13 protein-coding genes are annotated in these 13,944 nt (G+C 64.3%); 7 read left to right on the top strand and 6 right to left on the bottom strand.

Translation table 11 applies throughout. The annotated features are described in order from the left end of the window. Positions 1 to 203: 203 nt before the first annotated feature. Positions 204 to 1,937 (bottom strand): formate--tetrahydrofolate ligase, encoded by a 1,734-nt coding sequence (locus AACR77_RS15030; protein WP_042882551.1) that lies wholly within the window; start codon positions 1,935 to 1,937, stop codon positions 204 to 206. 66 nt (positions 1,938 to 2,003) lie between these two features. On the opposite strand from AACR77_RS15030, the gene AACR77_RS15025 reads away from it, so the two are divergent. Then, positions 2,004 to 2,405 carry a hypothetical protein gene (locus tag AACR77_RS15025; protein ID WP_042882549.1) on the top strand — a complete coding sequence of 134 codons (402 nt, stop codon included), beginning with the start codon at positions 2,004 to 2,006 and terminating at the stop codon, positions 2,403 to 2,405. Positions 2,406 to 2,413: 8 nt separating this feature from the next. Here AACR77_RS15025 and AACR77_RS15020 read toward each other — a convergent pair whose 3' ends face one another. Beyond that, complete coding sequence (locus AACR77_RS15020) at positions 2,414 to 3,316, bottom strand: LysR family transcriptional regulator (RefSeq protein ID WP_039038856.1); 903 nt, start codon at positions 3,314 to 3,316, stop codon at positions 2,414 to 2,416. Between the two features lie 109 nt (positions 3,317 to 3,425). On the opposite strand from AACR77_RS15020, the gene AACR77_RS15015 reads away from it, so the two are divergent. The 4 genes from AACR77_RS15015 (at position 3,426) to AACR77_RS15000 (ending at position 6,335) form a co-directional block, all read left to right on the top strand. Then, positions 3,426 to 3,986 (top strand): YceI family protein, encoded by a 561-nt coding sequence (locus tag AACR77_RS15015; RefSeq protein ID WP_010674176.1) that lies wholly within the window; start codon positions 3,426 to 3,428, stop codon positions 3,984 to 3,986. Continuing rightward, on the top strand, positions 3,986 to 4,720 hold the full coding sequence (locus AACR77_RS15010) for a hypothetical protein (RefSeq protein ID WP_042882546.1): 735 nt from the start codon (positions 3,986 to 3,988) through the stop codon (positions 4,718 to 4,720). The genes AACR77_RS15015 and AACR77_RS15010 overlap by 1 nt, the downstream gene beginning before the upstream one ends. Before the next feature lie 185 nt (positions 4,721 to 4,905). Continuing rightward, entirely contained in the window at positions 4,906 to 6,027 is a 1,122-nt protein-coding gene (locus AACR77_RS15005; protein WP_042882543.1) for an adenosylhomocysteinase, read from the top strand. Then, positions 6,024 to 6,335: a SelT/SelW/SelH family protein gene (locus AACR77_RS15000; RefSeq protein ID WP_010674179.1), complete on the top strand. Its 312-nt coding sequence runs from the start codon at positions 6,024 to 6,026 to the stop codon at positions 6,333 to 6,335. Before AACR77_RS15005 ends, AACR77_RS15000 begins: the two co-directional genes overlap by 4 nt. A gap of 63 nt (positions 6,336 to 6,398) precedes the next feature. On the opposite strand, the gene AACR77_RS14995 is transcribed toward AACR77_RS15000, so the two are convergent. Next, on the bottom strand, positions 6,399 to 8,123 hold the full coding sequence (locus tag AACR77_RS14995; RefSeq protein WP_042882541.1) for a lysophospholipid acyltransferase family protein: 1,725 nt from the start codon (positions 8,121 to 8,123) through the stop codon (positions 6,399 to 6,401). A 105-nt stretch (positions 8,124 to 8,228) separates the two neighbouring features. Beyond that, the gene (gene pepT, locus AACR77_RS14990; protein ID WP_042882539.1) at positions 8,229 to 9,455 is read right to left on the bottom strand and encodes a peptidase T; all 1,227 of its coding nucleotides are present in this window, start codon (positions 9,453 to 9,455) and stop codon (positions 8,229 to 8,231) included. A gap of 1,025 nt (positions 9,456 to 10,480) precedes the next feature. On the opposite strand from pepT, the gene speA reads away from it, so the two are divergent. Both speA and AACR77_RS14980 read left to right on the top strand, forming a co-directional pair. Next, positions 10,481 to 12,382, top strand: a complete 1,902-nt coding sequence (gene speA / locus AACR77_RS14985; RefSeq protein ID WP_042882536.1) for a biosynthetic arginine decarboxylase — start codon at positions 10,481 to 10,483, stop codon at positions 12,380 to 12,382. Between the two features lie 256 nt (positions 12,383 to 12,638). Then, positions 12,639 to 12,827: a hypothetical protein gene (locus tag AACR77_RS14980; protein WP_010674183.1), complete on the top strand. Its 189-nt coding sequence runs from the start codon at positions 12,639 to 12,641 to the stop codon at positions 12,825 to 12,827. 45 nt (positions 12,828 to 12,872) lie between these two features. Here AACR77_RS14980 and AACR77_RS14975 read toward each other — a convergent pair whose 3' ends face one another. Both AACR77_RS14975 and AACR77_RS14970 read right to left on the bottom strand, forming a co-directional pair. Then, on the bottom strand, positions 12,873 to 13,160 hold the full coding sequence (locus tag AACR77_RS14975; protein WP_042882535.1) for a hypothetical protein: 288 nt from the start codon (positions 13,158 to 13,160) through the stop codon (positions 12,873 to 12,875). 163 nt (positions 13,161 to 13,323) lie between these two features. Next, positions 13,324 to 13,944 (bottom strand): EAL domain-containing protein (locus tag AACR77_RS14970; protein WP_042882606.1); only part of this gene is annotated, 621 nt, incomplete at its 5' end.

Below are 13,944 nucleotides of genomic sequence, written 5' to 3'. Positions count from 1 at the left end.
CCGCCAATCGGCGGGGCCTTGTTGTTTCTGGCTGGACCTGGGCGCCGTCAGCTCAGGCCGACAATGTCGCCGTCATCGTCGATGTCGATATGGTGTTCAGGGACGGCAGACTGCCAGCCTGCACGTCAGCTCAGGCCGACAATGTCGCCGTCATCGTTGATGTCGATATGGTGTTCAGGGACGGCAGGCTGCCAGCCAGCACGTCAGCTCAGGCCGACAATCTCCCCGTCATCGTCGATGTCGATATGGCGATAGGCCGGCAGGCTGCCCAGGCCCGGCATGGTCATGATGGGGCCTGCCAGGGCATAGACGAAGCCTGCCCCCGCGCAGAGCTTCACCTCCTCGATGGGCACCTCGAAGTCCGTCGGCACGCCCTTCCTGGCCGGGTCATGGCTGATGGAGAGCGGCGTCTTGGCCATGCAGACGGGCAGGTGATCCTGGCCCTCTGCCGAGAGTCTGGCCAGTTGCTGGCGCGCCTTGTCCGAGAGGGTGACGCCCCGGCCACCATAGCCGCACTCCACCAGGGTGGCGAGCTTGGCGGCAAGGCTCATCTCATCGGGGTAGAGCAGCCTGACCTCACTGGGCTGCTTGCAGGCCGCCACCACGGCGTGAGCCAGATCCGCCGCACCCGCGCCACCATCAGTGAAGGCCCGGGAGAGGGCGACCCCACAGGCACCGGCCTGGCGCGCCGCCGCCTCCAGCAGGGCCAGCTCGGCATCGCTGTCGGTGGGGAAGCGGTTGATGGCGACCACCACGGGCACCCCGTAACGGCGGGCGTTGTGAATATGCCAGGCGAGGTTGGCGCACCCCGCTGTCAGGGTGGGCAGATCTTCCCCTTGCAGGCTGGCCGGCAGCGGCTGGCCCGGCCGGATGTCGAGCAGGCCGCTGTTGGCCTTGAGGCCGCGCACCGTGGCCACCAGCACCACGCAGGCGGGGGCGAGGCCGGACTGGCGATACTTGATGTTGAAGAACTTCTCCAGCCCCATGTCGGAGCCAAAACCTGCCTCGGTCACCACATAGTCGGCAAGACCCAGCGCCATGCGATCGGCGATGACGGAGGAGTTGCCGTGGGCGATGTTGGCAAAGGGGCCGGCGTGGACCAGCACAGGGGTCTGCTCCGTGGTCTGCATCAGGGTGGGCTTGAGGGCGTCTTTGAGCAGCACCGTCATGGCCCCCGCCACTTCCAGCTGCTCGGCGGTGATGGGCTGGCCGCGCTGGTCGAGGGCGAGCTGGATGCGGCCGATACGCGCGCGCAAGTCCTTGAGATCCCTGGCCAGGGCCAGAATGGCCATCAGCTCGGAGGCGGCGGTGATGATGAAGCGATCGGGGCGCTCGACACCATCGGCAGCGCCGCCCTGGCCGAGGGTGAGGTGGCGAAGCGCCCGGTCGTTCATGTCCAGGGTGCGGGGCCAGAGGATGTTGGCCGGGTCGATATCGAGCCGCGCCAGACCGGTTCTGGCGCTGAACTGGTCACCGAGTTTGCGTTCATGGAACAGGCGGGCATCGAGGGCGGCAGAGGCCAGGTTGTGGGCGGCGGTGAGAGCGTGAAAATCCCCGGTGAGGTGCAGGTTCATCTCCTCCATCGGCACCACCTGGGCCATGCCGCCTCCGGCGGCGCCCCCCTTGACGCCGAAGACGGGGCCGAGGCTCGGCTGGCGAATGGTGGCGATGCTGGCCTGGCCGATGTGGTTGAGCCCCATGGAGAGGCCGATCGTGGTGACCGTCTTGCCCTCCCCAAGGGGGGTGGGCGTGATGGCGCTCACCAGCACCAGCTTGCCGGGCTCGCGGGTGGGGGCGTGATGGAGCAGCGCGAGGTCGAGTTTGCCCTTGTAATGGCCGTGGGGGTGGAGATGGGCGGCCGCTATGCCGAGCTGTGCTGCCACCTCGGCGATGGGCAGGCGGGGGGACTGGCGGGAGATCTCGATATCGCTTAGCATCAGCACCTCGTTGGCATGTCAGGTCAAATATGCGGCGAAGTCTAGAGGAATCAACAGGGTAATCCAATGAGCAATACTATTTTATCCGGCAGTCGTGAGCCCCATCAAAGCCCCATCCTGTTGGATCTCAACGCCCTCTATCACCCGCCCAAACGGCCCCTCACCGCCCTTGGCATCGTCAGCGCCTTCATCCCGCTCTTTGGTTACGGCTGGCAGGCGATGACCCAGGATCCCGAGACCCACTTTCGCCACGAGCTCGGCAAGCGCATCAACAAGCACAAGAGCGACGAGGCAAACCTCGCCCTGATGATGCAGTTGGCGGCCATGCTGGATTGCCACTGCCTGCACGTCACCCTGCCCTATGCGCTGGGGGAGGCCGAGCTCGCCGCCTTGCGCCAGCGTCTGCCACGCTGGCAGATGAGCCAGCAGGATCACCTGCTGGTGGCTGAGCTGGTGCCCACCCCCTGAGCCCGGGCTCAGGTCTCCCTGTCCCAGTAGTGGGGCGCCAGATAGCGCTCCTGCACGAATTCGATGAAGCAGCGCACCTTGGCCGACACGAAACGGCGGTGCGGATAGAGGGCATAGAGCCCCACCTGCCCCTTCTCCCACTCCAGCAACAAGGGGACCAGCGCCCCCGAGCGCAGCGCATCCCCCACGATGAAGGTGGGCTGCAAGATGATGCCCTGGTGGTCGCAGGCGGCCCGGGTCAGGGCCACCCCGTTGTTGGCGCGAAGGGGTCCCTGGGGGCGAATGCTGTGCTCCTCCCCATCCCGTTTGAAGACCCAGTCCGGCTGGGTCAGGGTGTAGATGAGGCAGTCGTGCTGCTTGAGATCCTCCGGGGTCTTCGGCCTGCCCCGGCGGGCCAGGTAGTCGGGGCTGGCGCACACCACCATCTTCATCATGGCGAGCGGCTTGGCCACCAGGGAGGAGTCCGGCAGGTTGCCGATGCGCAGGGCCAGATCGAACCCCTCCTCCACCAGGGCCACCCGCCGGTCGCTGTACTCAATCTCGAGCTTCAAGTCCGGGTAGCGCTCGCGAAACAGCGGCAGGGCGGGGGAGAGGTGCAGGTAGCCGAAATCCATGGGCACCGAGAGCTTGAGGGTGCCCTGGGGCTGCTGGTTGTTGTGGGTGAGCTGGCTGTGGGTCTCTTCCAGCTCCGCCAGCAGGGCCAGGGAGCGCTGGTAGTAGAACTGGCCCGCCTCGGTGGGATTGACCTGGCGGGTGGTGCGCGACAGCAGCCTGGTGGAGAGGGACTCCTCGAGCTGCTGCATCAGCTTGGAGGTCATGGCGACCGAGATCCCGAGCTGATGGGCGGCCTTGGTGAAGCTCTGGCACTCCACCACCTTGATGAAGGTGCGCATGGCGGCTATCTGATCCATATTCCACTCTCGGTTGATAATTATTTTAATAAATCGATGATTATCTATTCTCGATAGGAGGTTAGCATTTTGGACACCGTTGTGAACCCCCAATGAAGGAACGATCGGAATGAAAATGACCAAGGCCCTGCTGGCCTCCTGCCTGTTTATGGCGGCTCCCCTGATGGCTGCCGATTACGATGTCGATGCAGCGCACACCACAGTCCAGTTCAAGGTGGGCCACCTCGGCTTCTCCGAACTGGTCGGCCGGTTCAACACCTTCAGTGGCACCTTCAGCATGGACGACGCCAACCCGGCGGCGGCCAAGGCGAGCTTCGAGATCGATGCCGCCAGCGTGGATTCCAACCACGAGGCCCGCGACAAGCACCTGCGCAGCCCCGACTTCCTGGACGTGAAGCAGTACCCCAAGATGACCTTCGTCAGCACCGGCTATGAAGGTACCAAGGACAAAGGCGTACTCAAGGGCACCCTGACCCTGCACGGCGTGTCCAAGGACGTGGCCTTCGACCTGGTCCACATCGGCGAAGGCAAGGATCCCTGGGGCGGCTACCGCAGCGGCTTCAACGCCACCACCACCATCAAGCGCAGCGAGTTCGGCGTGAACTACATGGTGCCGAACATCCCTGACGAGATGACCATCAACCTGTTCGTTGAAGGCGTGCGCAAGTAATGGGCGCAGCACTCCTGCTTCAAACCCTGGCGGCTCCTTTAGGGGCCGCTTTGCTGTCGTGGCGCTGGCCGCGGCTGGGCTATCTGTGGGGCGCCCTGGGGATCTGGCTGGTGGGTTGCCTGCTGGGCGGTGCCTATGGCCTGCCGGTCAAGGCGTGGCAGTGGCTGCCGCTGACCCTGCTGGTGCCCGCCCTGACCCAGGGTACCAGCAAGGGGATCGCCCTCGCGCTGTTCGGGGTGCTGGGCGCCCTGGTGTGGTGGCAGGGGCTGGCCTCCGTGCTGGCGAGCGAGCCCGGGATCTGGCTGGCCCTGCTGCCCGCCATCCTCTGGTCTGGCTGGACGAGCTGGCGTGGTGACAGCGAGGAGGGGCTCGGCTTCGCCCTGGCCTTCATCTGGCTGGCGCTGGTCATCGGCATCGATGGCAGCCTGCTCATCGCCCAGCTGACGGGGGCCCTGGCCGCGTTTGCCGGATTCCGTGCCCTGCTCGGCGCCTTTGCAGGGGTCAAGGTGACCCCGGCTGCCCTGGGGCTTTCACTCGCCTTCGTGCAGATGCTCGCCTGGCAGTACGTGGAAGTGCCCCTGCTGGTGCTGCTGCCGGTCTGGCTGTTGCCGCTGCTGGAACGTGCCCTGCACGGGCGCCCGGGACTCTCTCGCTGGGGGCTCTTGATCCTGGTGGCGGCCGTTGGTGCCGGAGTGAGTCTGTGGTGGGTATGGCCAGAGGCGTCACTTTACTGATTTCTGCATGAAAAACAGGCTATTACCTTAGAAATTGATGGGCTTGTCAAAGTCTGGACAGATAAAGATTGAGACCCATGGTGCTTTCGGATAAAAAGGATTTTCAATTATCTGGATACACACAGAACCCGGCTATGCCGGGTTCTGTTTGCCTGCTTTCCCGCGGCACGCTAAGGAGGCCACAGTTGCGCAGTCAGGGATCTGAGCATCTGTTTTTTCGCCATTTCACCGAACAGGGATGTCTTGGGGATCTCTGCATCCTGCTGGTGACCCACCTGCTTCCCGACAGACCCGACTTCATCCAGGTGCTCGATCGGGTGGGCCGGGTCGGTGCCATCCTGCCCAAACCCAAGTCCGTGCACGGGCCGACGCTGGCCTGGGCCCAGCAGCACTACCCCGTGCTGCCCCTCAATCGCCACTGGACCTCGGATCCCGGTGAGGTGATCGCCCAGATTGCCCCTCTGGTGATGTCTCACGAGCGGCTCATCATCCTCGACATCGGCGGCTACTTCGCCAAGAGCCAGGCGGTACTGGCCGAGCACTTTGGCGCCCGCTTCATCGGGGTGGTGGAGATGACCGAGAACGGCCATCAGCGCTACGAACAGGAGTCCCTGGCGGCCCCCGTCATCTCGGTGGCCCGCAGCCCCCTCAAGCAGGCGGAAGATATCCAGATCGGCCTGAGTGTGGTCTACTCCGCGGAGTCCCTCGCGCGTACCCTGAGGCGTACCTTCAACGTCTGCCAGGCCGCCCTGTTCGGCTATGGCAAGGTGGGGCGCAGCATCGCCCGGGAACTGCGCTGTCGCAACCTGCATCTGGAGCTGGTGGAGACGGATGCCCTGCGCCAGGTGGAGGCGCTCTCCCACGGCTTCAAGCTGGTGAACAAGGCCGAGGCCCTGGGCCGCGCCGAGCTGGTGATCTGCTCCACCGGCAACGGCTCCCTCGACATCACCGATCTGCAGGCCCTGCGCCCCGGCGCCATGCTGGCCTCGGTCACCTCCGCCGACGACGAATTCGCCTTCAGCCTCGCCCAGCTGCCCTGGCCGAGCGAGGAGGTGTGTCCCCATGTGCTGGCCCTGACCCGGCCGGACGGCAGCACCATCTTTTTGCTCAACCGGGGGGAGGCGGTCAACTTCGTCCACGGCGCCGTCATCGGCGAATATGTCTACCTGGTGCTGGCGGAGATCATCGAAGGGGTGCACCAACTGGCCCATCAGGCATCCACCCCGGGCCTTCACGAACTGCCCCAGGCCACCATGCAGCGCATCGCTCGCCACTGGTTGACCGATTTTCACGGAGTCACCCCATGACAGACACCCATTTGCCCCTCGCGAAACCGCGCATCGAAATCCGTTACTGCACCCTCTGCCGCTGGATGCTGCGGGCCGCCTGGCTCGCCCAGGAGCTGCTCTCCACCTTCGACGGCGAACTAGGCGAGGTGGCCCTGGTGCCCGCCAGCAAGGGGGAGTTTCGCATCCTGGTGGACGGGGTACTGGTGTGGGACAGGGTAGCCGACGAGGGCTTCCCCGAGGCCAAGGAGATCAAGCAGCGGGTACGGGATGTCATCGCCCCGGAGCGGGATCTCGGCCATGCGGATCGCAAACCCGCAGCCGAGTAGGCGGCATCACCCATGATGTGAAAGAGGGAGGCGCAGGCCTCCCTCTTTCGTTGCTGCGCCCGGTCAACGGTCGCCAGAGGTGGCCAGCGCTTCCCCGGCGGGGAGGCCGATATAGCGGGCCCGCTTGTGGGGCTTGATGCGGCTCACGTCCACCCACACCAGGCCGTCGATGCAGTGGTTGAAGTCCGGGTCGATGCCAAAGTCCATGAACTGCACGCCCCCCGGCTCGCACAGCTCGGCGTACTGCTTGTAGAGGGTGGGAATGGCGCAGCCCAGGTTGTCGAGCCCGGCCTTGAGCACCTTGAGGTCGTCCCCGTAATCGCGCCCCTCGAACAGCGTCGGCGTGGCGGGATAGGGGCGGCGGGAAGGGGCGAGGGCAAGGGCGGGGGCGAAGTGCTGGCGATAGAAGCTCACCAGCAGATCCTTGGCCGCTGGCGGCAGGCTGCCGGAGAGGGTGACGGGCCCGAACAGGTAACGGTATTGGGGATAGCGGGCCAGATAGGCCCCGATGCCGAACCAGAGGTAATCGAGCCCCCGCTTGCCCCAGTAGGCGGGCTGGATGAAGCTGCGGCCAAGCTCGATGGCCTGTTCCAGCCGGGGCAGCAGCTTCTCTTCGAAGCCGAACAGGGTGTGGCTGTAGAGGCCATCCAGCCCCTTGCTGGCCAGCCGTTCGGCCACCGGGGCGAAACGGTAAGCGCCGATGATGTCGAGGCGGGCGGGATCCCAGAGGATGAGATGGTGATAGTCATCGTCGAAGGCATCGAGATCCCGCCGCTTGCCCGAGCCTTCCCCCACCGCCCGAAAGGCAATCTCCCGCAGGCGCCCCAGCTCGCGCAGGATCACCGAGTGGCTCTGCTCGTGGCGACGATAGAGCAGGATGCGCTGGCCGTCCGGGGTCTGGCCGAGCAGCTCGCACCCGTCGATGGCCTGTTTCAGCAGGCGGCGATCCTCCGGCAGGGCGATGGGGGCCTCGGTCTGCAACCGTCCCGCCTTGCCCCGAGCGATTCGGTAGAGGTGGCCGCGCACCAGCCGGGCCGCCGTCTTGGCCGGCAGCTCCTGAAAACTGGCGAGGGGAATGCGCGCCCCTATGGTCACAGGCAGCGTCTGCCCCTGCTGGCGAAACAGCTGGCGTACCAGCAGCAGGGCGGAGGCGGGCTTGTTGAGCCAGGAGGCGAGATAGAACCAGAGGCTGTTGCGCCCTCCCAGGTGAATGGGCACCAGGGGCGTTCGGGTGCGTTGGGCCAGCTTGATGAAGCCAGCCTGCCAGGGGCCATCCTTCACCCCCTTGGGGCCGAGGCGGGAGACCTCGCCTGCGGGGAAGATAACCAGGGCCCCGTCGGCGGCAAGGTGTTCGTTCATGGCGAGGATGGCCTGCCTGTCGGTCTTGCCCCCCAGGTTGTCCACCGGCAGCAGCAAAGGGCGCAGCGGTGCGAGCTGGGCCAGCACCTGGTTGGCCACTATTTTGACGTCGGGGCGGATGCGCCCGATGAGGCGCAGCAGGGCCAGCCCGTCCAGGGAGCCGATGGGGTGATTGGCGACAAGAATGACCCGGCCGCTGGCGGGAATGTGCTCGAGCTCGGCCTCGCTCACCCGGTAGTCGAAGTGGAGCTCGGTGAGGGCCTGCTCGACGAAGTCCAGACCGCGCAGGTGGGGATGGCGCGCGGCAAAGCGGGTGAAGGCCTCCTCGTGCAGCAACCAGCTCAGCCCCTGCCTCATCAGGGGACGGAGGAGGGGCTGGCTGGCGAGGCGGGGCAGGTGTTGCCCCAACAGGGTATCGACGTCGAACATGGGCAAGGCTCCGCTGAACTTTGCCCCAGCTTGACGCCCCTGCGTGCCTTTCGTGTGTCGGTTGGGTGACGGTTTGATGACGGGGCGAGCCCCGTCCTTGCCCCCTTACTCTGCCCGCCAGGCAGAGGTGAGGCGCACCAGCGCCACCAGGGTGGCGACCGCTTTTTCCATGGATTGCAGGGGGATGAACTCGTGCTTGCCGTGGAAGTTGTGGCCGCCGGTGAACAGGTTCGGGCAGGGCAGCCCCATGAAGGAGAGCCGGGCGCCGTCGGTGCCGCCGCGAATGGGTTTGATCTTGGGCACCACGTCGGCGGCCTCCATGGCGGCTTTGGCCAGCTCGACGATGTGGGGATGGGGCGCTATCTGGCTGCGCATGTTGCGGTAGTTGTCCACTATTTCCAGGGTGATGCGCGCCTTGGGTGCGTCCAGTTGCAGGGAGGCGACCCGCTCCTTGAGCTGGGCCTTGCGGGCGGCGAAGCAGTCATCGTCGAAGTCGCGGATGAGGTAGTGCAGGGTGGTCTCCTCCACCGTGCCCTCCATCCGGGCCAGGTGGAAGAAGCCCTCATACCCCTGGGTGCACTCCGGGGTCTGTTCGGCGGGCATGGCGGCATGGAAGCGGGCGGCCAGGGTCTGGCTGTTGATCATGCTGCCCTTGGCGGTGCCGGGGTGGACGTTGTTGCCTGTGATGCGCACCGTGGCGCTGGCGGCGTTGAAGTTCTCGCATTCGAGCTCGCCGAGCTCGCCGCCATCCACCGTGTAGGCCCACTTGGCCGGGAAGCGGTCCAGCGGGAAGCGGTCGGCACCGCGCCCTATCTCCTCGTCCGGGGTAAAGCCGACCCAGACATCGCCACGGGGGAGCTCGGGGTGAGCTTGCAGGTATTCCACGGCAGTGAGGATCTCAGCGATGCCCGCCTTGTCGTCGGCCCCCAGCAGAGTAGTGCCGTCGGTGGTGATGAGATCCTGCCCCAGGTAGTTTTTCAGGAAGCGGTACTGGCGGATGGCCAGCACCTCGTCTCCCTTGCCAAGGCAGATATCGCCCCCCTGATAGTTCTCGACTATCTGGGGAACGACGCATTCGGCCTCGTAATCGGCGGTGTCCATGTGGGCGATGAGCCCGATGGCGGGGGCATCCGGCTGGTTGCCCGGCAGGCAGGCGGTGAGGTAGCCATGCTCGTCCAGGGTGACCTGGCTTAGCCCCATCTGCGTCATTTCGTCGCACAGGGCCCGGGCGAAGAGGCGCTGTCCCTCGCTGCTGGGGCAGTCAGGATTGGTCGCATCGGAACGGGTATGAAAGGTGAGGTAGTGGAGAAAGCGCGAAAGCAGGGTGTTCATGGGCAAGCCTCGGGTCACGAAAGAGGAGTCATTGTGGCCAAGACGGCGGCGCCGCTTATTGCGTCAGCGCAGTTTTTGATGACTTTGTGGGGGAGGGGAGGGCCATCGAAGGGGAGGGGCGGGGATCATTGCTCGGCAGTTTGCATAAAAATTCCAAAATGAAAACTGGTTAAGCAATTGCGAAAAAGCTGAATTTCCCCTCGGCCCAGCGCTGGCAAGGGGTGATCCAAAAAGCGTGATGTGTTGGTTATTTTCATCGCCTCGCCCACGCACTCCCATCCCCCGCCATCCCAGAGCCCGCCTTGCTGGCAGCGAGATTTTGCCCCCCGATGAAAACCCGTTTTTTAACACGATTTTTTATTGTCACTGGCTGCGGTAAGTGTGTACACTCCGCGCCGATCCAAGGGCAACCCTGCGCAGGCCGTGTCCGCCAGACCCGCAGGATCATGACGCCTATAGGGCGAGGCACGCAGAAACGACAGACACTGCTGGGGAATGGTTTCTTTAATACCGGTTAGGCTCCGGTATCAGGGAGAACAACGGACTCTCATCTTTCAGCTGACCGAGTGGGCTTCGGGCTCATCATCTCCCTTGTCATGGGCGGTCACTGGCGTTGAGCGGGTCGTAGTGGTTGTCGTCCATCAACACGATGCGTGCTGACGTCTTCCCTTCTCTTCCTTGAAACCCTCTCCTGTCCGTCGGGATGGCTGCCGAATGATGAACAAACGGCGTGGCTGATGCCGATTGTCATCAAAGTACCGCGGTACGCCGGCAAGGTGTTACCGCATACCGTTGAGCTTGATGTAAAGCCACCAGCCCCACATCAAGACTCGTTACTTCCCAAGATCCACCAGGCAGCCTTGGCTTGCCGCGATGTGCAATGAACAGGATGTGGCGGAGCATGCTCCGTTGCGGGTCCAACGTCAGCAGGCCGCTCTGGCTTGCCGCATTTTGCAATCAATGGTCTGGATGTGATTGAGGGTAACGAAGGCGGCCCACGGCCGCTCATTTGCGAGGCATAGCCCATGACTAACTGGTCCAGCAAGGACTCCTTGAAGGTCTACAACGTTCCCTACTGGGGGGCGGGTTTTTTCAATATCAATGACGCCGGTCATGTGACCGTCTCTCCCGACAAGTCTCGCCCCGAGGCTCAGATCGTGCTGTCCGAGGCCATCGAGCAACTGCGCCAGTCCGGGCTGACCACGCCGGTGTTGCTGCGTTTCCCCGACATCCTCAAGAGCCGGGTCGATGCGCTGTTCAACGCCTTCGGTCAGGCCATCGAAAAGTCAGGCTATGAAGGGGATTACCTGTGCGTTTACCCGATCAAGGTAAACCAGCAGCGCCGCGTCATCGAGACCATCAGTCAGTCCTACAGCGACAAGCCCCGGCTTGGGCTGGAAGCGGGCTCCAAGCCCGAGTTGCTGGCCGTGCTGTCCCATCATCATGAGCAAGGGTCCGTGATCGTCTGCAACGGTTACAAGGACCGCGAATACATCCGCCACGCCCTCCTGGGCAACCTGATGGGCCACAAGGTCTACATCGTGGTGGAGAAGCCCTCCGAGCTGGAAATGGTGCTCGACGAGTCTGCTCGTCTCAACATCAAGCCCAACATCGGGGTGCGCGCCCGTCTGGCGTCCACCGGCTCCGGCATGTGGGAATCGAGCGGCGGTTCCATGTCCAAGTTCGGTCTCTCCGCCTCCCAGATCCTGGCGCTGGTAGAGCGTCTGCGCAGCCTCGGCAAGCTGGACTGCCTGCAACTGCTGCACTTCCATCTGGGCTCCCAGATCGCCAACATCCGCGACATCCAGGGCGGCATCCGCGAGTGCGGCCGCTTCTACGCCGAGCTGTGCCGTCTTGGCGCCAAGGTCGAGGTGGTGGACGTGGGCGGCGGCCTGGGTGTGGACTACGAGGGCACCCGTTCCCAGAGCCACTGCTCCGCGAACTACAGCCTCTCCGAGTACGCCAACAACGTGGTCTGGGGCATCGGCGATGTGTGCCGCGAGTTCGACCTGCCGCACCCGACCATCATCAGCGAGTCCGGCCGTGCCCTGACTGCACACCACGCCGTGCTGGTCACCAACATCATTGGTGCCGAAGGGGTGGAGGTGAACGACATCAGCGCCCCGGACGAGGACGCGCCCACCATCTTGCAGAACATGTGGAAAGGCTGGCTGGACCTGCGCGGGGAAGATCCCTCCCTGCTGGAGATCTTCCACGACTCCGTGGCGGATCTCGGTGACGTCAACGCCCAGTACACCATGGGCCTCTTGAACCTGGAGCAACGTGCCTGGGCCGAGATGCTGCACCAGAACACCTGTCTGGCGCTCAAGGAGCTGCTGAACCCAGTCAACCGCAACCACCGCGCCCTGGCCGACGAGCTCTCCGAGAAACTGGCTGACAAGTGCTTTGCCAACTTCTCCCTGTTCCAGTCCCTGCCGGATGCCTGGGGTATCGGTCAGGTGTTCCCGGTGATGCCGCTGGCCGGCCTCGAGCGTCCGCTCACCCGCCGCGGCATCCTGATGGACATCACCTGTGACTCCGACGGTCAGGTGGAGCACTACGTCGACGGTCTGGGGGTGGAAAGCACCCTGCCGATGCCGGTCTACGGGGAGCACGAAGAGTGCCATGTCGGCTTCTTCCTGGTGGGTGCCTATCAGGAGATCCTGGGGGATCTGCACAACCTGTTCGGTGACACCCACTGCGCGGAAGTGTGGCTGGATGAAGAAGGCAAGATGGACATCCGTAACGTGGTGCGTGGCGACACCGTCGACCAGCTGCTGCGTTACGTCAACATCGACCCGTCCGTGATCCGCGAGAACTACCAGCGCATCGTGTCCCACCCGGCGCTGGACGACGAGACCCGCAAGGCCCTGCTCGACGAGCTGGAGCTGGGTCTGCAAGGCTACGCCTACCTGGAAGACGAATAAGCCAGCGGCTTGTTCCCCGTCGGTCAAATGACGGACATGAAAAACGGCGCCTTCGGGCGCCGTTTTTGTTGTGCTGTTGCCTGGCTGGGGCCGGTTGGCGGGCTCTGTCATCCAGGCTGGCGGCATCGGGCCCCGGCCAGATCCGGCCACTGCCCGCTTCTGCCCGTCACCACCCTTGATCCAGGTCAAGGGGGACTCGGGCCGCTTATTTTACGGTCAAGAGTGATGTTGGTGAATGACACATAAGGATGTGCGTATGGAACTCAAGAGGGACCCGAGATGCTATACCGACGTCTGTATCGACGGTAAGTGGTATCACTACGATCACTGCAGCACTCACGTTTATATGCTGATGGGGGGCGCCGCCCCCAGCCTGCAGCTTGCCCATGAACCCGGCAGTGAAGAGGAGCTGGTGGAGATGCTCCGCCAGCACCCCCAACGCTGACTGCCTGCGGGCCATCGGGGGTATCGTCCCGGCGGCCCGCCTTGTTCAGCCCGCCTTGCGGCCCAGGATCTTCTTGCCCATCTCCAGCAAGGCCGTTGCCGCCGCATAGGTCTCGTCTGACTTGCCTATCTCGTCCGCCACGTAGAGAAAGCCGGATCTGTACTTCTCCACCGCCTCGCGGGGAGTGGCCGCGTCGATGAAATCCTCTTCCACCTCGAACCCTTGTGTCAGCAGCGCCTCCTTCTCCGTGAGGAAGGTGGGGGAGGCCATGTCGACATAGGTATATTGCTGACGGCGGGAGGCGGGGACGCTGAAGAACTGGTATCTGGCCATGGATGTGGCTCCTCTGAACGGGTGATCTGCCATGGGGGCGCTCGATGCGCCCGGCAAGATAAAGGGGCATTCGAGTCTTGCAGCAGACTACCTTGAGTCGTGAAGGGGCGCAATCGGGCTGGTGATGACCCTGGCGACATGGGCGCAGCGCCTCACCTGCTTGTCAGACAAGCACATCTTCCAGCACCTGTTGGGGAGTCTCGGGAGCGCAGTGGACAAGCAGTTGCTCCCCGGTCATGGGGCGCCCGAGCAGGTAGCCCTGCAAGGTGTCGCAGCCCAGCTCGGTCAGCAGGTCGCGCTGCTCCAGGGTTTCCACCCCCTCTGCCACGATGCGCATCTCCAGGGCCTGACCCAGGGCGATGATGGCGGCGATGATGGTGGCATCGTCGCCTCCCCGCTCCAGGGTGGTGACAAAGCCCCGGTCAATCTTGAGCTCGTTGGCGGGGAAGCGCTTGAGGTAGAGCAGGCTGGAGTAGCCGGTGCCGAAGTCGTCGATGGAGATGCCAAGGCCGAGCTCGGCCAGACGGTTGAGGATGGCGAGGCTCTCCTCGGCCTTCTGCATGGCGGTGGATTCGGTGATCTCCAGGGTCAGGTGACGGGCCTCGAGCCGATGGCGGGCGAGGGCGCCCTGCACCTCCTCCAGCAACCCGGGGCTGGCGAGCTGGATGGTGGAGAGATTGACCGCCACGCTCCAGTCGTGATGACCCGCCGCCCGCCAGGCGCTCATCTGGCGGCACGCCTCGTCGATGACCCAGTTGCCGATGGGGATGATGAGCCTGCTCTT

Source organism: Aeromonas sp. ZOR0002 (genome assembly GCF_963866995.1).
Taxonomy (GTDB): Bacteria; Pseudomonadota; Gammaproteobacteria; order Enterobacterales; family Aeromonadaceae; genus Aeromonas; species Aeromonas caviae.
Note: the sequence above shows the minus strand (reverse complement) of the source record. Positions and strands in the feature narration are given on the sequence as shown.

Bases quoted from the DNA above. Each gene is read 5' to 3' on its own strand.
- AACR77_RS15030 (WP_042882551.1), bottom strand. From the start codon at position 1,937: ATGCTAAGCGATATCGAGATCTCCCGCCAGTCCCCCCGCCTGCCCATC.
- AACR77_RS15025 (WP_042882549.1), top strand. From the start codon at position 2,004: ATGAGCAATACTATTTTATCCGGCAGTCGTGAGCCCCATCAAAGCCCC.
- AACR77_RS15020 (WP_039038856.1), bottom strand. From the start codon at position 3,316: ATGGATCAGATAGCCGCCATGCGCACCTTCATCAAGGTGGTGGAGTGC.
- AACR77_RS15015 (WP_010674176.1), top strand. From the start codon at position 3,426: ATGAAAATGACCAAGGCCCTGCTGGCCTCCTGCCTGTTTATGGCGGCT.
- AACR77_RS15010 (WP_042882546.1), top strand. From the start codon at position 3,986: ATGGGCGCAGCACTCCTGCTTCAAACCCTGGCGGCTCCTTTAGGGGCC.
- AACR77_RS15000 (WP_010674179.1), top strand. From the start codon at position 6,024: ATGACAGACACCCATTTGCCCCTCGCGAAACCGCGCATCGAAATCCGT.
- AACR77_RS14995 (WP_042882541.1), bottom strand. From the start codon at position 8,123: ATGTTCGACGTCGATACCCTGTTGGGGCAACACCTGCCCCGCCTCGCC.
- pepT (WP_042882539.1), bottom strand. From the start codon at position 9,455: ATGAACACCCTGCTTTCGCGCTTTCTCCACTACCTCACCTTTCATACC.
- speA (WP_042882536.1), top strand. From the start codon at position 10,481: ATGACTAACTGGTCCAGCAAGGACTCCTTGAAGGTCTACAACGTTCCC.
- AACR77_RS14980 (WP_010674183.1), top strand. From the start codon at position 12,639: ATGGAACTCAAGAGGGACCCGAGATGCTATACCGACGTCTGTATCGAC.
- AACR77_RS14975 (WP_042882535.1), bottom strand. From the start codon at position 13,160: ATGGCCAGATACCAGTTCTTCAGCGTCCCCGCCTCCCGCCGTCAGCAA.